This window comes from Vibrio sp. THAF64 (assembly GCF_009363455.1).
GTDB lineage: Bacteria > Pseudomonadota > Gammaproteobacteria > Enterobacterales > Vibrionaceae > Vibrio > Vibrio coralliilyticus.
Map to the genome: position 1 here is coordinate 2,050,775 of NZ_CP045355.1, position 20,453 is coordinate 2,071,227.

General features: G+C 42.6%; 18 protein-coding genes. 10 read left to right on the forward strand and 8 right to left on the reverse strand.

The genetic code is table 11. The features are described 5' to 3' along the window. Positions 1-18: 18 nt before the first annotated feature. A complete protein-coding gene (locus tag FIU99_RS09350) occupies positions 19-747 on the reverse strand; it encodes a glycosyltransferase (protein ID WP_019275453.1) in 729 nt (242 codons plus the stop codon). Between the two features lie 343 nt (positions 748-1,090). On the opposite strand from FIU99_RS09350, the gene rplY reads away from it, so the two are divergent. Together rplY and FIU99_RS27335 are read left to right on the forward strand one after the other, a co-directional pair. After that, the gene (rplY, locus tag FIU99_RS09355; protein ID WP_006962536.1) at positions 1,091-1,369 is read left to right on the forward strand and encodes a 50S ribosomal protein L25; all 279 of its coding nucleotides are present in this window, start codon (positions 1,091-1,093) and stop codon (positions 1,367-1,369) included. 439 nt (positions 1,370-1,808) lie between these two features. Next, on the forward strand, positions 1,809-1,952 hold the full coding sequence (locus FIU99_RS27335) for a hypothetical protein (protein ID WP_172974062.1): 144 nt from the start codon (positions 1,809-1,811) through the stop codon (positions 1,950-1,952). 191 nt (positions 1,953-2,143) lie between these two features. Here FIU99_RS27335 and FIU99_RS09360 read toward each other — a convergent pair whose 3' ends face one another. The 3 genes from FIU99_RS09360 to FIU99_RS09365 form a co-directional block, all read right to left on the reverse strand. Beyond that, positions 2,144-4,144 carry a hypothetical protein gene (locus FIU99_RS09360; RefSeq protein WP_253899440.1) on the reverse strand — a complete coding sequence of 667 codons (2,001 nt, stop codon included), beginning with the start codon at positions 4,142-4,144 and terminating at the stop codon, positions 2,144-2,146. Between the two features lie 80 nt (positions 4,145-4,224). After that, positions 4,225-5,142, reverse strand: coding sequence for an SIR2 family protein (locus FIU99_RS27515; RefSeq protein ID WP_253899441.1), 918 nt, complete (start codon positions 5,140-5,142; stop codon positions 4,225-4,227). A 449-nt stretch (positions 5,143-5,591) separates the two neighbouring features. Next, on the reverse strand, positions 5,592-6,455 hold the full coding sequence (locus FIU99_RS09365) for a phage integrase N-terminal domain-containing protein (RefSeq protein ID WP_152472218.1): 864 nt from the start codon (positions 6,453-6,455) through the stop codon (positions 5,592-5,594). 774 nt (positions 6,456-7,229) lie between these two features. Here FIU99_RS09365 and FIU99_RS09370 point away from each other — a divergent pair. Together FIU99_RS09370 and FIU99_RS09375 are read left to right on the forward strand one after the other, a co-directional pair. Further along, the gene (locus FIU99_RS09370; RefSeq protein WP_152472219.1) at positions 7,230-7,706 is read left to right on the forward strand and encodes a hypothetical protein; all 477 of its coding nucleotides are present in this window, start codon (positions 7,230-7,232) and stop codon (positions 7,704-7,706) included. Then, the gene (locus FIU99_RS09375; RefSeq protein WP_152472220.1) at positions 7,706-8,785 is read left to right on the forward strand and encodes a ParA family protein; all 1,080 of its coding nucleotides are present in this window, start codon (positions 7,706-7,708) and stop codon (positions 8,783-8,785) included. Before FIU99_RS09370 ends, FIU99_RS09375 begins: the two co-directional genes overlap by 1 nt. A 657-nt stretch (positions 8,786-9,442) precedes the next feature. Here FIU99_RS09375 and FIU99_RS09385 read toward each other — a convergent pair. Both FIU99_RS09385 and FIU99_RS27765 read right to left on the reverse strand, forming a co-directional pair. Further along, a complete protein-coding gene (locus FIU99_RS09385; RefSeq protein ID WP_152472221.1) occupies positions 9,443-10,699 on the reverse strand; it encodes an integrase in 1,257 nt (418 codons plus the stop codon). Then, a complete protein-coding gene (locus tag FIU99_RS27765) occupies positions 10,699-10,908 on the reverse strand; it encodes a hypothetical protein (protein WP_152472222.1) in 210 nt (69 codons plus the stop codon). Before FIU99_RS27765 ends, FIU99_RS09385 begins: the two co-directional genes overlap by 1 nt. A gap of 586 nt (positions 10,909-11,494) precedes the next feature. Here FIU99_RS27765 and FIU99_RS09395 point away from each other — a divergent pair. The 4 genes from FIU99_RS09395 (at position 11,495) to FIU99_RS09410 (ending at position 16,463) form a co-directional block, all read left to right on the forward strand. Further along, positions 11,495-12,223 (forward strand): GntR family transcriptional regulator, encoded by a 729-nt coding sequence (locus tag FIU99_RS09395; protein ID WP_006962537.1) that lies wholly within the window; start codon positions 11,495-11,497, stop codon positions 12,221-12,223. Between the two features lie 207 nt (positions 12,224-12,430). Next, positions 12,431-13,795: a PTS transporter subunit EIIC gene (locus FIU99_RS09400; protein WP_152472223.1), complete on the forward strand. Its 1,365-nt coding sequence runs from the start codon at positions 12,431-12,433 to the stop codon at positions 13,793-13,795. A gap of 44 nt (positions 13,796-13,839) precedes the next feature. Beyond that, a complete protein-coding gene (locus tag FIU99_RS09405) occupies positions 13,840-15,276 on the forward strand; it encodes a sucrose-6-phosphate hydrolase (protein ID WP_152472224.1) in 1,437 nt (478 codons plus the stop codon). An 86-nt stretch (positions 15,277-15,362) separates the two neighbouring features. Then, positions 15,363-16,463, forward strand: a complete 1,101-nt coding sequence (locus FIU99_RS09410) for a carbohydrate porin (protein WP_152472225.1) — start codon at positions 15,363-15,365, stop codon at positions 16,461-16,463. A gap of 202 nt (positions 16,464-16,665) precedes the next feature. Here FIU99_RS09410 and FIU99_RS09415 read toward each other — a convergent pair whose 3' ends face one another. Then, on the reverse strand, positions 16,666-17,565 hold the full coding sequence (locus FIU99_RS09415; RefSeq protein ID WP_152472226.1) for a LysR family transcriptional regulator: 900 nt from the start codon (positions 17,563-17,565) through the stop codon (positions 16,666-16,668). A 107-nt stretch (positions 17,566-17,672) separates the two neighbouring features. On the opposite strand from FIU99_RS09415, the gene accD reads away from it, so the two are divergent. Together accD and FIU99_RS09425 are read left to right on the forward strand one after the other, a co-directional pair. Beyond that, positions 17,673-18,539, forward strand: a complete 867-nt coding sequence (gene accD, locus FIU99_RS09420) for an acetyl-CoA carboxylase, carboxyltransferase subunit beta (RefSeq protein WP_152472227.1) — start codon at positions 17,673-17,675, stop codon at positions 18,537-18,539. 171 nt (positions 18,540-18,710) lie between these two features. Further along, positions 18,711-20,042, forward strand: coding sequence for an MFS transporter (locus FIU99_RS09425; protein ID WP_006962542.1), 1,332 nt, complete (start codon positions 18,711-18,713; stop codon positions 20,040-20,042). 57 nt (positions 20,043-20,099) lie between these two features. On the opposite strand, the gene rcnR is transcribed toward FIU99_RS09425, so the two are convergent. Next, a complete protein-coding gene (gene rcnR / locus FIU99_RS09430) occupies positions 20,100-20,372 on the reverse strand; it encodes a Ni(II)/Co(II)-binding transcriptional repressor RcnR (protein WP_152472228.1) in 273 nt (90 codons plus the stop codon). Positions 20,373-20,453: the final 81 nt, after the last annotated feature.

Sequence of the window (20,453 nt, forward strand, 5' to 3'; positions counted from 1 at the left end):
AACCAAAATCCCTGAGTATTACTGCTCTTTATAGTGGCCGAACTTGTAATCCATTTCGTTATTGCGCATTTCACCAAAGAAGAAACGACGAACATTGGCTTTAAAGTAAGTCATACCCATTTTGAAAATACCATCTTGATCTAAGCGGCGAGGATCAAAGCCGAACGTCAGATTCAAGAAGCGGAACCGCCATGTTTTGCTGGCACGCTTCACATAGTCACAGTCTTCACACAATACGATTTGCTCATCAAAGCCATTCAGTTGTTCATGTACGCGTTTGGTCGAGAAAATACACGCCCCAACCGCTGTGGGGAAAATAAACTGAGTTGTAAACAGACCTAAATTAAACAAACCGTAACCCAGCTTGTGTACCACAGGCAGATCTTTGGCGCCCATATACACACCAGCTACCTCAAGCTGCTTTTCTTCCAGCTGGCTGACGGCGTTAGCTAAGAAGTTTGGCGCTAGTCGTACATCCGCATCGAGAAACAACAAACGCTCATGCTTTGCCATGGACGCGCCCGTATTACGCCCTAGGCTCACACCACGAGTATCCATCTTATGCACGGTCAATGCAGGTAAAGAAGCCTCATACGCGCTCGCCACTTCTCTAGTCGCGTCTTCGCTGTCTGAATCAACGAGAATCACTTCAAAATCGCGATGTGTCTGTTTGCTCAAATCTTCCATCAAACGCCCAATGCGTTTTTCTTCATTCAAGGTAATGACAACAATACTTACTGGTCCCATAACGAACTCCTCAATCAATCTATCATTCACGATATGAACAATACCGTCGTGAGACTTAATCAAGCGTGAGAAGAATGTTCAGATTCGGTTCATATTGAACGCTTGTTTAGCTATAAAAATGTAAGTATCTTGTGCCCACCTCAAACAACGGTAAGCGACTGAAAATATTTACTCAAAAGATAGCCAGTTAAACGGGTTTTCTATTGCGGGAAAATCGAGAGAGTGATAGTATCCGCGCTCGCTTGAAGAGTTACTACCAATTACTCGAAAGCGTTTACCACATTCACGCGAGGTCGCATCGCAGAATGTGACGTTATTTTTTTCATATTTGAGAGTAAATACTATGAAATTTGAAGCAGTAGTACGTACTGAACTAGGTAAAGGTGCGAGCCGCCGCCTACGTCACGCTGGTCAATTCCCTGCTATCGTTTACGGTGGTGAGGCTGCGCCAGTATCTATCGTTCTTAACCACGACGACGTTGTGAACCAAATGGACAAGCCTGAGTTCTACGAAGGTATCGTTCTAGTGATCGACGGCGCTGAAGTTAAAGTTAAGCCACAAGACGTTCAACGTCACGCTTACAAGCCAAAAGTTGAGCACATGGACTTCATCCGCATCTAATTCCCTACCAAGGAATTAAATCGGATTACATCCAGCCTTTTGCATAAAGAATATCGGCCTTACCAACCGAGACTTCTAAAAATTCGAAACCCCGATGCTACCAACATCGGGGTTTCACCGTTTTTGAGCCCTCAAAAACGCTCTCTATTCTCTTCAACTTACTGAAACTTAGCCACTTTACCCAACCCCACTATAACCACATCATTTTTGGGTGGATTAAGTGTGGACGAATAGTGGACTTATACAGTAGTTTCTCTCTCAACTATCTTAGACCCATTTTCACCACGACTCAAATCACTGCCCTGCTTCCCCTACTTTATTCTTCACTCTAGAACATATCTGAAAATGCCTCAAAGAGCCTCTGACGAGCTTCCGAGTAAAACCTATATCGGTGGTATACTTTCTATCAAATCGCTTACTAGCTAGTGAGGCTACAGAAATGAATAAGAAGACTTTGACCGAGCAGGAGCTACTCGAAGGGTTAGATGCTCATACTGCACATGCTGATGAATTAGCGGAACTGGTTGAGGCAGAGGTTGATTTAGGTTTAGATGAAGTCGAGGAAGAAGGCAGCCACGACTAAAGTGATCATTCGCAGCTGCTTATCTTTAAATTGGCCTGAAGGACTAAGTCAATTTTGGACGAAAGTGTTTCAGGGGCCTTGCTAAATTAGCCAAATACGGATTTGTTTATGTATCAATGATGCTAGTGGTTAGTTGATCACGCAAAGCCTCAGAGCGTTTCAGCTAGTGGGCATTTTTGAAAGCCGAATGGCTAGGCTTTATAAACTAAGCGATTAACTAGACTAGGATCATCGAAGTCTTGTATAAGCTTTTCATATTTCTGCTCGTTTTCGGAATCATCGTTCAGTCTCCAAACAATGGTTCCTCTAATATAGATCATTGTTATGATATCCCCACGCTGTCGGTGCGATGCAATGTCCCAGAGTAGCTTATGGCATTGAACAAACAAGGTATCAAACTTTTGTCGAAATAGGTAATTATAGATGTATGATAAATCTTGGATATCTTTCTCTTTAATTCGTTCAAATAGGTTGCTTTCTACAAGAGCTTGATTTTTGTAAATTGTTGCTCGGCAGAAGTTATAGCTACTCTTTTCAGACTCAAGTGCAGTATCCAGATTCTTGATTTTATCTACGTTGGTTCGCTCCTTATTAATCGTAAAGAGAATATTGTTTGCTAGGGTGAAATGTTTATGTCTCCTAGCTTTTTTTTCCAACCTTACTAAAGACTTAAATCGGTCATCAGGGGCTTTATCTTCGGCTAGAACCACTTCCGAAACTAAATATGCAACTGATTTTTTGAAGTGTTTGTTTTTACTTGATTTAGCTAAAGCGATTGCAGCATCCATATCTGTATGTTCAAGTAAATGTAACCGTTCGATGTAAATATCTTCTAACGTCCCTTTATCACTCTCTGGACAACGTTCTATGCAAAGGTCAAGATATTTTTTCGCCTCAGAGTAGTTAGATCTAATGCGATAAGATGAAGCTAGGTTGAGGTAATATTTGTAAAGTGAATCTGGGTCGATCTTCTCAATGGTGTTGTGTAAAAGATCAACAGCGGATATCGTTTCTGCGTAGCGGCTAGAGCTACGAAGTATGTATACGTAGGCTCGGCAATATTGGCGTAATTTCGTTAACCGCCTTTCATTCATCTCATTGCTTTCTCCTTGTTCGGTGTTGATTCGGATGTTATCCAAACATGATTCAATTGAATTAAGGAGCAAAGTACCTGTATTGTCTTCTTCGGTACTATAACCTTTTTGATACACCTTGCGATTGAGTGAACTTAACTTGATTCCGTTCTTCATTGGAATCACGGTTACATTTAAATAGGCGTTGGAGATCTCGTACACCTGTTCCTTAGACATCTTGCTAAGAACATAATCTTTGATTATTGGGTTAATCTTAATAACTTTGGTAGATGCATCAATCTGGGTCGTTGTAGCCAGTTCGAATCTAACCAACTCTTGTACATGTTTGGGATTCAGGTTCCTCCCCATAGGGTCTGCTTTGAGGTTCGTTAACGTCTCGCCATTCTTTAATATAGACAGAATGTTAAGCATCTTTAACGTCAACCTTTTAGAAGAATCTGTAAACAACAAATCTAGTTGACTTAATGTTGTGGCAGGAATGTGATCAATGTGAAACTCATCATCAAATATCTCATCGTGCTCTAATACTTCGTCTACAGAGCTATTTTCAATTAGATCCATGATCTGCTCTAGCTTATCGACCACCCCTTCGGATCTTTCATGAATCAGAGTGACTTGAGATTGCGTATATTCCGACAGGTCTATCCTATCATTCAAGATTAACTCTGTTTCGTGAAGGGTTAAAGCTTCTAGTTCTACATGAAATTTCCGAAATTGCTTAATCCCCACTCTTGATGTAAAGATGAAGAAAATATTTTTACCAAATTCAGGGAGTGAGTCTGGTAGTCCTGCTAGGTAGTTCAAAGCCTCTGCGCTTATGCTACTTTTGATGTTATCAAAGATGACGAAGTAAGCTTCGTCTTGTGCATTAGCGCAACAAATTAGAATGAGCTGAGAAAGTGTTTGATAAGTATCGGTTTTTATCTGACTTTCAATTTGTGCCTTTGTTAGTGCCTCAGAGCAATCGATACGAAGAAATTTGAACTTATGCAGTGCAGTATCATGCTTGAAAGACGAGATAAAATCATACACGCCATACCCTAAAGGAGCGAGTATCGATAATGCATTATTATTGTTCAAATGCTCTATCGCATCCAAATATGTTTTATTTCTAACCTTGCGGTTATATCCCCTGTTCTCGATAGGATAAAAATTCAGATCTTCAAGCAGTTGGCGATCTAACTCGTGCTTAGCATTTCTTTTTTTTTTACTTCATTAACTTCAGAAAGTTTGTCACACGTTGAGTTGCAATCAACGCCCTTATAAAAATGTACTCGGGCACGAATTATCGCATCGTTTAATTCTGCAAATAACTCCTGACGTGATGCCTGTATAATCTCTTCTTGAGGTTCATAGAACGTCCAAAGGATTTGGTAATCGAGTGCTGGATTAGTTACAGCTCTAGCAAGAGAGCGAGTAAAGCTATCTTCCCATCCGCCATAAGCCATGACAACAACAAGGTCATCTTTTACAAGGTTTTGTAGCGAGATTTCGATACGCTCGCGAACTACTTGTAGTTGATTCACCGTGTGCATAGTATCTTGATCCCACTTGCCATGAAGATGGAAAATATTGACAAAGTCATTCGCATTAGATGGAAAGAGAGTGTCATTAACAAGACTGTAAGAGTTGCATTTAATCTCTTGGTTCTTGAATTCTTCTTCCAGCAAAGTATCAAAATTTGTTGTTACTATGTTCGTAACATTGATGTTTTTATTCTTAATCGCTGTTACGAAGTCACTGACGGCTTTGGGAATTCTTTGTTTGCCGCTTTCGTCCTCATTGCTCCTTATAACATCTGCAATGATTTCATTAACAGCATCTTGACCATAAATACTTGATACGGTGTCAAATGCTACCTGGTAGCGCTCTTGATGTTTGCTCGTGCTTAACTGGTTTCTAAAATACTCTAGATCTTCTGGGTCTTCACGCTCGATGAAATTTTCAATGAACTGGATTACACCGTCTACGTTTGGGATACCGCATCCGCTTTTGTCTTTTTGACTAAAAGCAGAGCCAAGAACAAATGTAATACTGCCTTTGTGCTTTTTTAAACGTTTGATTAGGGCGTATTCTGGATAGATTTTTAGTGACATGCTGCTCGCTACTCTGATAACTCTCTGAACAATACATAACCGGATTCGACATTGAACCAGTTGAACTATTGTATTGTTTGTCAAACTGCGCTCAGATTACATTATTATGAACAAAAATGCACTGATACTAATGGTTATTAATGCTGATGTACTTCTGTGTACGATTGTTGAAAGTTAAAGGGCGTGCAGTGGGTCAACGCTTAGTTTTTTTGCGTCTTTTATAGAATGACTCGCGATTCATTTAGATAAGTCGTAGTCATGAAAAATAAGAGGGAGATGAATCAATTGATCATTTACTCCAAACCATTTTGGGACAAGAACAAGCTAGAAAAACTGAGATAAACAGCTAAAACATTCTGACTTTGAACACCCTGCTACTCCGGAAAACGATAAAAAGTGTTCTAACCTAGAACACTTTTAAGATCGGTTGTTGGGATCTAACCGTTAATTCAACGCCCTAGATAAACAGCAGTCACTTCCTCTCTGCTATGCCCTAACTCTTCGCTAATGATAATTCTGGCTTCATAGTCACGCTGCTTGTCTGCACCACGCATCCCTTTCGTTGACGGGCCTCCCGCAGCAGGAGCGCTATTACCCGTCAACTCAAGATATCGCTGGTGCGCATACGCATGTCTCAGGCCATGTGCACGAGCGAGCCCCATCTTGATACACGCTCGTTCGTATCTACCTAGATGAATTTTATACGTATCCTCTTTCGGTATAAGTGATCCATCCCCCACCCACTTTTTTATCGAGTCGATGAGTTCACGCTGCGCTTGGGTTCTGATTGGTACGGCTCGGGGTCTAGCGCCTTTAGTTTTAGTCAGGACTAAGTGATCACCTTTATCCGAAAAGCGCGGTATTATCTTCATGCACTCTTCTCGGCGAAGACCAAAGGCGGCCTGTAATCTGAAACTCGCTTCTAAATAGCGGTTATTGAGCCTAGATAACTGCTCATCTGATATATGGCGGGACCGATTGATGTTTGTAACGTAGTGGCGCTTTTCAATACCGAGAGATGCATTGTTAGCGGGTATAAGGCCAGGCTTACCAATTTTTTCTGATAGCCATCTTAGGTGAGACATTCGGTTTTTTATTGTACCTGCCGATAAGCCTTGCGATTGCCAATGAGTTAATAGCTTCACAGCGTGTCGATGGCCAAAGTTCTTTAGCTCTAAGTTTCGTACATTCAGCTCTTTCAGTTGACTGTCCACCAGCTTGAGCACTTTCTTTCTCTCTGCTTGAGTGGCTTTCGAGCCATCTGGGTTTCGGTGTAGTAAACGGGTAATTTGGTAATAGAAATTAGTAGCCATGCGCTAACCCTCTTCTTGTTAAATGAAAAATAAAGAGCCGTGTGTTGTCGGCTCTTTCTCTTGTCATTCGAAGGTTCTTATTTCACGGGTGCAGTAGTTAGTTATCAATGCGATTTCAGATTAGTGTTGTTACTCCCGTTCATTTCGACAAAACGCCTATCACTTCTATGAAACAATTAGGTAATGGAGTGAGACTACTGTGCGGTCAGAAATTCCGAACAATTGAATGACTGTAAGCCATGTGCAATTGCTTAATCCCCAGAAGCCCGTAGGGCTGGTGAGATAAGAATGCGCTGGTAATTAATTGGTTTCTTTTACAAGTAGGCTATGCAGCAATGGCTGCGTATTTAATTCCATTTCATTGTGTGCGATGAGTGCTGAGTATTCAAATTTAATGACGCTCTCAGCGCCAGTTTGGGTTCGGCGTCATTCGCTGATAATTCTGAGAATCGGCTCGGAAAGTAGTAATGGCGGGCGCTATCCGTCCTGTCACTCCATGCTTGGAGTGACAGGACTAGTGAACAAACTCCGTACTGAATCTGATAACAAAACCTTATACGGAATTTCATTCCAAATTTTCACAAAGTGAATCCATGTGCATATTGATTGTTAGCACGCGTCGTGGCGCATAACTTCCTAAATGTAAAGATTAAACCTACGAAGCGACAACTAACAATAGTTATAGCTCTATGCATCAAATTGTACTGGTGTTATTGATACTCGTTATCTTTGATGGTAAGGTATTGTTTTTTAAATAGTTAAATTGAGCTTTACATGCCCAAAGATACGATAGGTGACTTTGACTTACAGTGGATAGAAACACTGATTAAGTTTATTTTCTCTTGGGTGATTTTAATGCCCGTTGCTGTCATTGTGACAGGTAAGCTTTTAAGTAAGCCTATTAATTACGGCGCTGATTCTAAGCAACTCCTCAAAATACCTCTTAGAATATTCAATGTTGAAGCAAGCGGAGGCGAGGTGATATTAGGCTTTGCATGTCTTTTTATCGTTTTTTTATCTGTGGCTATGATTGGTGGCGCTGATGTACATACAATTGTAAAGACAAAATTTGGTGTAGATCCTGGACAATTTCATTCAATAGTATTTTTTTCCTCATTACTTAGCGTCTCAATTTCCGGAGCGTTGTTTATTATCCACTATGTATTCAAGCAATGTTCTTCAAGCACTTTTGTAGACAAAGATAAGTATAATGAAATGATCGAGAAGCTAGCCAACGGCGGAGATAAATAATGAATGACCTTAAACTTCATGACGCACCATGTAGAACGATTGCTTTGGTTAGTGGAAAAGGTGGTAGTGGCAAAACAATGATTGCCTCAACTATGACGACAATCTTAGATTCCTTAGGTTATAGAACGTTACTCGTTGATGGTGATTTGGGGACTGCTGGTTTAACTTATTATATGGGACTTAATACAGTTTCAAATATTAGTGTTGGGCTTACCAACTTAACTCAAGAAGAATATCATTATGACTTCTCTATGATTGAGCGCGTCGTTCAAGATATGAATAATTTTGAACGTTCTAAGTTTTTAGGCGTTGGAGACCATCGAAGATACTTAAAAAATGGTGGAGACTTTTACGAAAGTCATAGCTTATCTGTTACTTTTGAAAATCTAATAGAGTATGGTTCTAATCTTTATGATTTTATAATAGTAGACTGTCGCGGAGGAATAGATCGTGAATCATTAGCTGTTTGCTCAGCTGTAGACGATATAATAATAGTAGCTGAAACTGACACTACTTCTTTTCAAGCCACCCAATACCTAGTTGATACACTATATGATAACGAACTATCCAGTAAATTGTCTGGTTTTTTTGTAAATAAAGTTTTTGATGACCCTAGTACGATTGCTCGTTCAGGAACTGCTAGTTTTAAATCTCAATACTTATCTTCAGTACCTTTTGATCTTGATGCGACCAAAAGTTTTTTGGTCGGTGAACTCCCGAATATTAATAGCATGTTTGCAACTCAAATTTGGCATGGGTTATTCAAACTATATCCTTCGCTTATAAGAAGCCCTTCACGTAGACAACTTAGCTTTAATGATTTCAGAGGGCTCAGCTTAAGGGACGACGACTCCCTTATCGGAGGTATGATACTATCGTTTTCATCACTAATGCTTGGTTTTTATTTATTTTATACCAATCAATTAGGTTATAGCCCATTTAAAGAATTTGACACAGTAATAATTTTGATGTTGATGCTTTTGGCTACATTTTCAGGAATGGAGCCAACAAGAAAAGCAATGGGTAGGGTGTTCTCTTTGTATAAGAGGTTAATTGTAAGGGTTTTTTCAGGTAAATAGGACTAACTCCGAGCTATAACAAACTGTTTAAGAGTGATTCGCAACGCTTAGCATTTTTGCTATGCGTTGCGTTTTGTGTTTTAGGTGGCATGCGGGAGCTTAGGCATTGCGTTGCTCACACCTTAACAGGGCGTTATGCTTTTTCTCAAACTTGTAAGTATGGACACTTTAGGTATTCAACGAATATCACCATGTATCTTTACTAAAAATGAGGCTTTTATCCCTTAATAGACGCTAACTTTTCTGAAAAACATCGCAGCTCATCAAAAATTGCGTTCTGTCTTATCTAACTTATCAGTGGTTTGATAGAGTTATGATTCGATGTGTAAGGAGGGGTTTAGATGGGAACTATAATAGGCTTGGTTATTTTAGCAGCGATAGATTGGTATCTTGTTCGTAAAACAGGACTTCATATACATCAACTCATTTCCAAAAGGTATACCGAGCATTCGCGTAGTAAAGAACATCATAAATAAGACCTCTTTAGGCAACAGGCTAACTGTATATGGCGTTGGCATTTAACCGTGCCTACTGATAGAACAAGCTTAGTATCAAGTTTGAAGTGCAACAACAATTGGCAAAATTACACCGCCATTTTTCCTAGTCAGCTCTTCAATATAATCTTTCTGATCTACTTAGATGAAGAGCGCTATTGCACTAACTCACTTTTGGCTGAACCTCGATCGCTGGAACCTGATTCCAGCGAATATCATTTTCTCTCGTGTAAATCTTCGTTGTATCAGCATTGGCATGGGCCATCCGCTCAGTTGCGCTTATGCCTTGCTCTTCAATCATTCTGGCCGACAAACCTCGAATCTCGTGATAGGTTGGTCGAAGGGCTTTCTTAAGGTGATCGTATAGGCCCAATGAGTCCCTTACTTTGCTGAACTCTTTACTGATATTGTGATGGTGAACCTGATAAAGATGATCCGTTTCCTTAGAGATACCTCGCTGCAACTGGCGAGGTTTTCTATGTACCACGTATGGGCAGTGCAACCTTGAGGTTTTCGATAGATCGACAATATCTTTGATCGCCTGCGTGACTGGAATCGCTACCGCAGAAGTCTCCGACTTTTGGACTTTCTGGCGATGGATATACAGCGTGCCATAGATGGGTTGGCCGTCAATGTATTCCACCCTACCCTCTGGATTCCAAAGGATGCCGCATACGCCTTCTCTGGCCTTCTTGATTCGATAACGCAATCGGTAAATCTCACGTACAGCATGAGTTGTCTCTAGGGTTAAAGACATCGCGACCTTCAAGAACAGTGGCGCCGCTTCATAGATTTGAAGATAGCTTTCGTAGTCTAAGTTGTGACGCGCTTTGGTGTAATCCTCTTTCGATAAACGTCTCTGTTTCTTGTTAAGAACAAAGTTACTCTCTATCGCACTCTCATCAGCCAAATAGGAAAATATCTTTTTCAGATTGCTGATTTTTCCATTTAGCTGTCGATTATTAAGCTCAGCATAGTATTTACCAATGTGCTCATTGATATGCTGTAACTTCAGCGATTTTGTTAAGCACTTACCCATGTGCTCTTCCAATCTTTCGCAGTCACGTTCTAAGTTTCGAAATACGTCTTTTGAGAGTTTCTCTTCCGCTTTGACACGGGCCAACACGACAGGAAGCCAATCTTTTAATGGCTTATTAAACTTATCTCTACGCCCTTTAGAGATAGCTCTTTGAAATTGGGTTGGCTCATTAAGATCGAAGTCTTGCGTCAATTCTGGCCTGTTCTGCATGTTATAAACATACGCCGCTTGAATCGCCTCTTGCTCAGTTGTGCCACTAGGGAAAAGTCGCTTAACACCTTCAACTGTTGTAAAGCGAAAGCGCAGCTCTCCCCTGTGGCTCATTCGTACAAGAAATGCTGGGTAGTGAGCCGTTTCTTTACTTCTTGCTCGACCTACCATCACGACTCCAGAAATCTGACTAATTCTGAAATTCGATCGGCTGGGTTCCCAACATCCTCGTCTATACAAACTAGGTATCGGCCCGTTGGGGTTCTCGTACCGCCCAACTTCCCAATTTTTATCCAATTAATGATCGTGGCGCTGCACATACCAGATCCTGGATAAAACTCCTCAATGTACTGACTCGGTCTTAAGTATCGGATTGCCATGTTCTTCTCCTCACATTTCAAATAATGAAAATTGCTTAAGAAAAACTATGCATGAAATTTTCGGTAAGATTTGTTTTGCGCGGCAATTGGCAACAAAAGCAAATGAAGAAGAGATGCGTAAAGTGGCCGATGCCAGTCGCTATAGGGTGGACTTATACAGTAATAGCAAAATTACAACCGATTGATTTATAAGCTTTTACTAATTAGAGCATTTTCGCATTTAAGACGTCACTTTAAGATACGAAATGCTCTATAAAGTAATGAAAACATTTAAAATCAATCCCCTACAATTGTGCTTACTACCAACATCGGGGTTTCACCGTTTTTGGCCCCTCACAATCTCACATTTCCAATTTAGTAGCCATGTCTTTGTCATCGTAAAGCAAACTCAGCGTGGTACCGCTAGGAAATGCCCCCCCTTACCAAGGCACCTCTGAGTCAGAACAATTTTGATTTAAATATACTTTCTTCAGGTAATCTACCCACTGTTTGTTAGGATACACGTCATTTTCTCTCACCGGGTAGACTTGGTATTCCCTCGTACCTTAAGTAAGATGCCCCTACCCCCCTTAGTTTTTATGGAATTATGACTGAGTTATTTGAGCAAAAAAATTTGCAACCGTTGTACATTCAAGTCGCGGGAGAGTTAAAGCGCGAGATTGATAAAGGCACTTATCCAGCAGGCAGTAAGCTACCGTCTGAGAATCAGTTGGTGGAGCTGTTGAAAGTCAGTCGTGTTACGGTGCGTAAAGCGTTGCAACAGCTCAATGATGGCGGTTATATATTTTCCGAAAAGGGCAAAGGTAGCTTTGTTAAATCCAATAAGCTGCGTCATGACTTCTTATCTATGTCTGGATTGGCGCAAGAGGCAGCTGGTGCGGGTCTAGAAGCGACCAATATTGTCGATGCCTTTGAGGTGCAGCCTGCAGATGAGCTTGTCGCTCAAAAACTCAATATCGCTGTTGGTGAGCCCGTTAATTTTGCTCGTCGTTTAAGACTGGTTAACGACCAAGTCGTCTCATTTGAAGAGTTCTACATCCCACGAGTACTACTTCCCAACCTAACAAAAGACGATCTCAAGGGATCAAAGTTCGAATATTTGAGTCGTCACGGTATTGAGATGGTCAAGACGCAACAGAAACTGTTGCCCGCGTTGCCCGACGTGACGGTTCAGCAATTTTTGGATGTTGGAGAGCTTGACCCCATCTTGATCAACCACTCTCAGAACTTCTATGAAGAGCAGAAAATATACGAATACTCAACGGTTTATTATAAGTCTAGTCTGTATGACTTTGAGATAACCGCCCGAGTTTAGAGAATGTCGAATAGCCCACGTTTGTGGGCTATTTTTTTATCTATAGGTTTTTGAAGGTAAGCAATCTTATGCATTTCAGGTAAACAACAAGTGTGACGAATAACAAAAAACAACAACCAAAAATACAACCTGTATCTTACCTGTATTATCATAAATACAAGTTAAATACAGGCTGTTATTTCTTTGCACTCTTTGGAGACGAAATTTATGGCGCGAGATGCGAGAGTTGTAGCGGATAGAGTCATGTCCTTACTGGGAGGTGAGGGCAATATCGTACAACTGAATCACTGTGCAACACGACTGCGTGTTGTGGCCAAGGATGATGAAAAAGTCGACGCTGAAGGACTCAGCGCAACGCAAGGCGTACACGGGTACTTTTTCCAAAATGGTCAGCACCAGGTGATCTTGGGTACGGGCTTTGTGGGTAAGGTTTTTGCCATCATAAAAGGCAATGAAGCCATTGAAGAAACGCCACAAGCAGAAGAGAAAAATGACAAAGTAAGCACCTTCCAAACGGTAACTCGTACTTTTTCTGACATCTTCGTCGCCATTATTCCAGCCCTAGTTGCGACCGGTTTGCTTATGGGGCTGCGTGGGTTGTTGGTTAACGGTTTCGGGATTGAGCTCTCTCCACAGCTTAATACGTTGTCTCAAGTTTTAACCGATACTGCCTTCATCTTTATCCCAGTATTGGTGACTTGGTCGGCGATGCGCGTGTTTGGTGGCAATCCGGTGCTCGGTATTGTATTGGGCTTGATGCTGGTCGCTCCACAACTGGCGAGTAAATGGGATGTCGCTTTCGGTAACGCAGAAGCGATGATAATTCCGTTTATGGGCTTTGAGATTGCGGTTACTGGTTTACAGAGTTCAATTCTTCCCGCTGTGTTCATGGGGTGGTTTGCTGCTTTAGTTGAGCGTACATCACGCAAATATATCCCTGAAGTATTGGACCTCATTCTGACGCCATTTATCACTCTGTTGGTCTCTTTGATCGCAGGCTTAGTATTCGTTGGTCCAATCCTACTCGGTATTGAGAAGCTGATTACCGAAGCTGTGCTCTATTTCTTACAAATCCCATACGGCATTGGCGGCTTGATTTACGGTGGCGCTATCCAGTTTATGGCGGTAACAGGTATGCACCATACCATCGTGCCGATCACCATCGCCATGGTGACGGATACAGGCTTTGATTACATCAACCCATTGGGTACCGCTGCAATCGCTGGCCAGTTTGGAGCGGCAATGGCAGTGATGTCGATGCAGACAGACAAGGTTAAACGCACGGGAATGTTTGGTGCCGCACTGCCAGCTCTATTTGGCATTACTGAGCCAGCCATGTTCGCGATTACCTTACCTCGCGTAAAACCTTTCTTATACGGCTGTGTTGGTGGTGCGCTAGGTGGCTGTTTGGGCGCAATTGCGGGTATCGGCTCAGCGGGTACGGGCGCAACCATGCTACCGGGTGTCCTACTTTATCTTGGCAGCGGTCTAGGAATGTATGTTCTTGTGATGCTAGTCGGCGCAGCCTCTGCTTTCGCGCTAACAAAGCTACTTTACAAAGAGCCTAAATAATTTTTCACCACTAATTTGAGTGAATAGCATTTTCTGGAGTTGTTATGGATTTTTCTAATCGTCAAAACCGCTTTGTCCGAATTCATGAGGTGAGCGAGGAGTATTTGGCGGATATTGAGCACAAAACACAAGCTGACCCGTTTTATCCGAGCTACCACATTGCACCAAAGCACGGCTTGTTGAATGACCCGAATGGTTTGAGTTACTTCAATGGCGAGCACCACATTTTCTACCAGTGGTTCCCGCTTGGCCCAGTGCACGGGTTAAAGCACTGGTACCACGTATCGACCAAAGATTTCGTGAACTTTACTGACCGCGGTATCGCGATGTACCCAGACCAAGATTACGACCATCATGGTTGTTATACCGGTGTTGGTGTACCACACGATGACCAGCTGTACATTTTCTACACAGCGAACTTGAAAAAGGAGAATGACCAACGTCATCCGACTCAAGTTCTCGCGATTATGGACAAGCAAGGTAATGTGGAAAAGAAAGGTATCGTGGTTGACTTCGATCCGAGCGCATATACCGCAGAGATTCGTGACCCTGTGTTGGTGTGTCGTGACAACGATTATCACATGCTGATTGGCGCTCAAGGTCATAACGAAAAGGGCACGTTGGCATACTACCGCGGTAGCGACATTGATGACTACCATCACCAAGGTGATATCGATGTGGGGTTAGAAGATTTTGGCTACATGTGGGAGTGCCCAAACTACTACGAGACGGATGAAAATGGGGTTTATATTTTCTCACCACAGGGCGTGAGCTCAGAGAATAAATATGACCTTAAAAACGTATTTTCTGTGGTTTATATGGTGGGTGAACCTATTGATTTTGAATCGAAAGTATTCAAAAACCAAGGCTATCGAGAGCTAGACAAAGGCTTTGATTTCTACGCACCACAAACGTATCTGGACAACCAGCAACGTCGCATCCTTATTGGCTGGTTGGGTAACTCAAAGAGCGACTATCCGACGGATAAAAACGGCTGGGCGCATATGCTTACGCTACCACGTGAGTTGATCATCGATGGCGACTACCTAATTCAAAAACCATTGAAAGAGCTTGCAGCACTGCGCCAAAGTTCGATTGATGTCGAGGACTCTGAAGCTCTAGAGCTAACGTCACGAGCATTCGAGATAGAGTTGAATGTAAATGAGTCTTTCACTTTGACTCTGGCTAACCAGAAAGGTGAGCAGATGGTGTTCCGAGGCGATCAAGATGAGTTAATTCTAGACCGTACTCAAGTCTCTCACCTACATGCAGAAGCATACGGCACGGTTCGCTATGCTCATCGTCTAGAGCAAGCGCAAACCATTCGCGTCTTTGTCGATAACTCAGCGATTGAAATTTTTGCTGACAACGGCAAGACAGTGTTCACCTCTCGAATCTTCATCGATGAGTTGTCTCTAGTCTCTCTCAATCAGGCAAGTGGCACACTGCATTACATGTCTGCGATACAGGCTACTCGCTAGCCACCAGTAAATTATTCCAAAACAAAAAATAAGGCCCTCGTCGGGGAGGGCCTCTTATTGCCAAAATATAGGGTTTAACATTAAAAATGTCGCTTGCTGCGGCTGCAGTAATGGCCGCAACGACAGCAAACGCTGGAATCAGCATTGTTGATACTGAAGAAGGCAACTTCTCTGTTGGTGGTAATGTGGAGCTGAACTTCAACTACCAAGATCGTGAATCACACATTAGTGACGACAGTGAGTTTAACCAAGACGGCCGCGTTCTAATTGAGTTTGCAGGCGAAAAATACACAAGTAAGGGACACTATGTAGGTGTGAAAGCGCAGCCGCTGTTTGAGAGCACAGGCAATATTGCATTGGATGATGCGTACTTTGAGTTTGGTAAAAAAGATGGCTGGGCAATTAAAGCGGGGCGATTTGAAGCTTACGACATGTTCCCTGTTGGCCTTGATGTATTCCTAGAATACTCAGGTGATACAGCGAATGATCTGTATTCAGATGGAGCTGCATATTCATACCAAGCAAAAGAAGCCCGTGGCCGTGGCGCTGACGGACAAATCATGTATAGCCAAACATTTGGTGATCTCTACATTGAAGTTGGCGCTATGCTTGGTGATCGTTCTAATTTGTTCGATGACGGCCTTGACGGCAAGTACCACGGTAAAGAGATCGAATCGAGCAAAGATTCGTTTTTAGTTCGTCCAGTTGTGGCTTACCAAATAGGTGATTTCAAAGTAGCTGCTTCGGTTGAAACCAACCTCGTTTCTAACGCAGTTGTCGCTGATGGCGTGGATATCTCGGATCGTACAGGTTATGGCTTAACAGGTAACTGGACGAGCGGTGATTGGACAGTAAATGCCAACGTTGCGTACTTAGATGCCGTTGACGAAAATAACTTATCAGCAGGCGTTAATGCACTGTGGAATAACTTTGGATTGGGTTACATTCACTCGATAAATGAGTATGAAGATAAAGAGTTTTCTTCGTGGGCTGAAGGCGACGTAAACGTATCAACATGGTATGCATCTTACGCTTTCCGTGATGTACTGGAGGTACAAGACTTTTCGATTCTTCTAGGTACATACTACACAACCGTCGACAACAAGTTGGATCAGCAATCAGACGCATCTGTCTTTGCTGAAGAAGATGATTTCGGTGCTCGTGTACGTCTGTTCTACGAATTCTAATTTAACTTCGTTACGTGAGGCAAAATGATATGAACAAGGTTTGGCGGACTGAAGGTATGTCCCCCTGCCCTTCATAGTCTCTCAGCTTGGGAACGCCAATGTTTGGATAACCTATGATTTTCGGGGTTCCCTTGCTTACACTCATGACCATATTACTTTCAGCCAGCCAAATTCGAATACATCATGCGAATTAGAACGCTGTTCAGCTACCAAAATTCGCATGCTGCTTAATATGCTCAATAAACATAGGAATCTTATTGGCTACGTGTTTTCTTGATGCGTAAAAGGCATAAAGCACCAAGTCATCGGGTTGGTACTCCATTTCTATGATCTTTAAAGCACCTGAGTTGATTTCAGCTTGGCACGTTTCAATTGGTAGTATCGCAAGCCCTAACCCAGATATAGCACCCGTTTTCGCCAGATGACCACTGTTGACCTTAAACGAAGATCGTACTTTCTGAGTACTAAGTTCGCCGCAACCTTTTTTGAAAACCCACGGAGTTCCGTTTATTGCGGTCAGGCTGCTGATGCATGGAATGTGTTGTAAATCAGTCGTCTGAAAAGGTGTCGGGTACCGCTCTAGCAGTTTAGGAGAACCAACAACAACACTCGGCCAGCGCTTAATCTCTCTCGCAACCAGATTTGAATCTTCAAGACGTCCGCGATGGAATTTCAAGATAATATCAAACCCATCGAACAAATCTTCTTTAGGGCTGATGCTCGTATCACAACACAATGAGATGGATGGGTACTGCTCGCAAAAGCTGACCACTGCATTCGCTAATGGCGGTGAGTCTGGCATCAATACCCTAAGCTGCCCAACAGCTTCTTGAGAGTGGCGAGTGACCTCTTCAAGTGCATCGTTCAATTTGCTCATTAACGGCTGCGTCAGCAAATATAGGTGTTCTCCCGCGTTTGTCGGAGCTATTTTTCGAGTCGTCCTATCAAATAGTCGTGTATCAAGCCGCTCTTCGAGCATACTGATGTGGCGACTGACGTTGGAAGTTGGCAACTGGAGAAACTCGGATGCACGTTTAAAGCTCATGTTTTCATATACAGAGTGAAAACTTGTCAGCCATTGCTGTTCAATTTTCTCAAGCACGATCGATTATCTCATTAAATTGGATTTACTAACTCATTAATCACACTTTATTGCCTAATTTGGGTTTATACAATGCATGAACTGGATTAAACAACTAAAGGTGACTCATGAGTTGGCTTGAAAAGCTAATACATAAAAAGAATATTGTCCGTGCTGGAAAATCAGAAATACCGCAAGGCTTATGGAAAACATGCCCTCAGTGCAATCAAGTTCTTTACTACAAAACGCTGGAAATTCACTTGGACGTCTGCCCTCACTGTAATCACCACATGAGAATGAAAGCACGCTGTCGGCTTGATCGCTTCTTAGATGCAGGGGAAAACGTTGAAATTGCGAGTCATCATGAACCACGAGATACGCTGTGCTTTAAAGACCAAAAACGATACAAAGACCGTATTGCTTTGGCTCAAAAAGAGTCAGGCGAAAAAGATGCGTTAATCGCAATGAAAGGTGAGCTTATGGGCCTACCTGTTGTAGCCTGCGCCTTTGAGTTTTCATTTATGGCCGGCTCGATGGGTTCCGTGGTGGGTGCTCGGTTTGTTCAAGCTGTTAACACTGCGATAGAGAACAACTGCGGTTTGGTTTGCTTTTCGGCTTGTGGCGGCGCTCGGATGCAAGAGTCCTTGATGGCGTTAATGCAAATGGCTAAAACCAGTGCAGCATTGAAACAACTCTCAATTGCTAAATTACCCTACATTTCAATACTCACTGACCAAACTTACGGTGGTGTCTCCGCAAGCTTAGCGATGCTTGGAGACATTAATATTGGCGAACCAAAGGCAAGAGTCGGCTTTGCTGGGCGTCGTGTAATCGAACAAACCGTACGTGAGACATTGCCCGAAGATTTCCAGCAAAGTGAGTTTCTTTTGGATCATGGAGCAATCGATATGATTATCGATAGACGTGATATGAGGAAACGAGTAGCAAGACTACTATCTATGCTGACAAATACACCACTTACTATGGATGAATAACGGCCATTCAACTGGAAAGCGGTTTCATCGCGAGACAAGTTCTGAACGCGCTTTCCTTCACTTACGGGTTAAACGTGGCAATAATCTAATTAAATCAAGCACAAAACCTTTACCATTGAGCCTCAAAAGGTATATACATAATCTTAAGATCATCAAAATGTTGAATGCTTCATGACGCTCCGAGAAATTCTTCATATCCGTAATGTCCGCAGCTTCTTAATCTTTCGGAGCAGTTACTTTGCGCGTTTTTACTACCCTGTATTCACCCTACTCTATCTCGATTATGGCTTAACCCTGTCTCAGTTCGCGATGCTTAACGTCGTTTGGGCGGCGACCATTGTTCTTGCAGAAGTCCCATCTGGCGCCTTTGCTGATACCTTGGGGCGTAAAAAGCTGGTGGTGTTATCTTCGGTGGTCATGTTTATAGAGATCGCCATGATCGCTTTCGTGCCGACGGGTAACCCTACTATTGTTTTCTTTGTCTTTTTGATTAACCGAGTGTTGAGTGGCTTGGCGATGGCATTAGCGAGTGGCGCCGACGAGGCTTTGGCTTACGACACACTCAAAGAACAAGGGAAAGAAGACGTCTGGCCGCAAGTACTGCAGATCCAACTGCGTATTTCCTCTAGCGTGGGGATCTTGGTCACCCTAATTGGCGCAGCCATGTATGACGTGAACTTTATGGCGTCGGTGTTTAACCTCCTTGGCCTCGACGCTCCAGAAAAGACACAAGACATCATGCGGATTCCAGTCTATGCCACTCTGTTCGTTGCGCTTATCGCCTTTTATGCCGCAATAAATATGGAAGAAGACAACAGTGCATTGCCTGTGCACGACAGCAAATTTGCCACCACAATCGCCAGCCTCAAATTAACACTGAATACGGGTAAGTGGGTGCTTTCCACCCCTTACGTATTATTCATATTGCTCTACTACAGCTTGTTCGAGCATACATCGCGGATGTTCTTAACGATGAACAGCCAATACTATCGCGCAATAGATATTCCGATTATCTATTTCGGCTTCATCGGTGCGGGGATAAGCGTCTTGCAAATCCTATTGGCTGGGCAGAGTCGTAAACTAGCGGAACGTATCGCCCCCAAAAGGTTTATTGCGATCATGGGGTTAGCAAGCATGGCAACGTACTATTGGATCAGCCTAGGGTGGTCAATCTATGGGGTAATCCCTGCCCTGTTACTCATCTTTATTATCATGACGATGAACATCTTCATTAGTTATCACCTCAATAAAAAGACTGAGTCTCACAACAGAGCAACGGTGTTGAGTTTCAAAGGTTTAATGTTCAACTTAGGATACGGCTCAATCGGTATTCTATACGCCTACTACTATAAGCTGGTGTCTCAGAATTATACTGAGCAGGAGATAGAACAGCACATCGACTTCATCGCCTCACTCTCTTCATTTTTCTATTACTTTACGTTTCTGTTCATCGCAATCAGCGCTTTTTTCTATGTCAAACATAGGAAGAAGGCGATTTTCTGAAGAGGAATGTAACGAGCAGCCTCGGTTTAAAGCTTCAATGGGATCGTTTGAGCAAGATTATTTGATGTAGGAGTCCAGCACTTTCAGCACGATATCCATATCTTCTTCTCGCTGCTTAGTGTCTTCTTCAAGTACAACATGCTCCTGTAAATGGCCTTTGATCACTTCACGCATCAGGCCATTCACCGCACCACGAATCGCCGCTATTTGCTGGAGCACGTTTTGGCATTCATGTTCTTCATCCAACATCTTTTTTAAGCCGTTCACTTGACCTTGTATCTTGCTTACCCGTGCTTTGAGCTTCTTTTGATCTTTCGCTATGTGTGACATGGCTTACTCACTCCCTTTATTCAGTGGCGAGATTCTACCTGATAATGTAGCACTCACATTATACTAGGGGGTAGTATATTA

Excerpts from the sequence above, each read along its gene's own strand:
- FIU99_RS09350 (WP_019275453.1), bottom strand. The coding sequence starts at position 747 with ATGGGACCAGTAAGTATTGTTGTCATTACCTTGAATGAAGAAAAACGC.
- rplY (WP_006962536.1), top strand. The coding sequence starts at position 1,091 with ATGAAATTTGAAGCAGTAGTACGTACTGAACTAGGTAAAGGTGCGAGC.
- FIU99_RS27335 (WP_172974062.1), top strand. The coding sequence starts at position 1,809 with ATGAATAAGAAGACTTTGACCGAGCAGGAGCTACTCGAAGGGTTAGAT.
- FIU99_RS27515 (WP_253899441.1), bottom strand. The coding sequence starts at position 5,142 with ATGTCACTAAAAATCTATCCAGAATACGCCCTAATCAAACGTTTAAAA.
- FIU99_RS09365 (WP_152472218.1), bottom strand. The coding sequence starts at position 6,455 with ATGGCTACTAATTTCTATTACCAAATTACCCGTTTACTACACCGAAAC.
- FIU99_RS09370 (WP_152472219.1), top strand. The coding sequence starts at position 7,230 with ATGCCCAAAGATACGATAGGTGACTTTGACTTACAGTGGATAGAAACA.
- FIU99_RS09375 (WP_152472220.1), top strand. The coding sequence starts at position 7,706 with ATGAATGACCTTAAACTTCATGACGCACCATGTAGAACGATTGCTTTG.
- FIU99_RS09385 (WP_152472221.1), bottom strand. The coding sequence starts at position 10,699 with ATGGTAGGTCGAGCAAGAAGTAAAGAAACGGCTCACTACCCAGCATTT.
- FIU99_RS27765 (WP_152472222.1), bottom strand. The coding sequence starts at position 10,908 with ATGGCAATCCGATACTTAAGACCGAGTCAGTACATTGAGGAGTTTTAT.
- FIU99_RS09395 (WP_006962537.1), top strand. The coding sequence starts at position 11,495 with ATGACTGAGTTATTTGAGCAAAAAAATTTGCAACCGTTGTACATTCAA.
- FIU99_RS09400 (WP_152472223.1), top strand. The coding sequence starts at position 12,431 with ATGGCGCGAGATGCGAGAGTTGTAGCGGATAGAGTCATGTCCTTACTG.
- FIU99_RS09405 (WP_152472224.1), top strand. The coding sequence starts at position 13,840 with ATGGATTTTTCTAATCGTCAAAACCGCTTTGTCCGAATTCATGAGGTG.
- FIU99_RS09410 (WP_152472225.1), top strand. The coding sequence starts at position 15,363 with ATGTCGCTTGCTGCGGCTGCAGTAATGGCCGCAACGACAGCAAACGCT.
- accD (WP_152472227.1), top strand. The coding sequence starts at position 17,673 with ATGAGTTGGCTTGAAAAGCTAATACATAAAAAGAATATTGTCCGTGCT.
- FIU99_RS09425 (WP_006962542.1), top strand. The coding sequence starts at position 18,711 with ATGACGCTCCGAGAAATTCTTCATATCCGTAATGTCCGCAGCTTCTTA.
- rcnR (WP_152472228.1), bottom strand. The coding sequence starts at position 20,372 with ATGTCACACATAGCGAAAGATCAAAAGAAGCTCAAAGCACGGGTAAGC.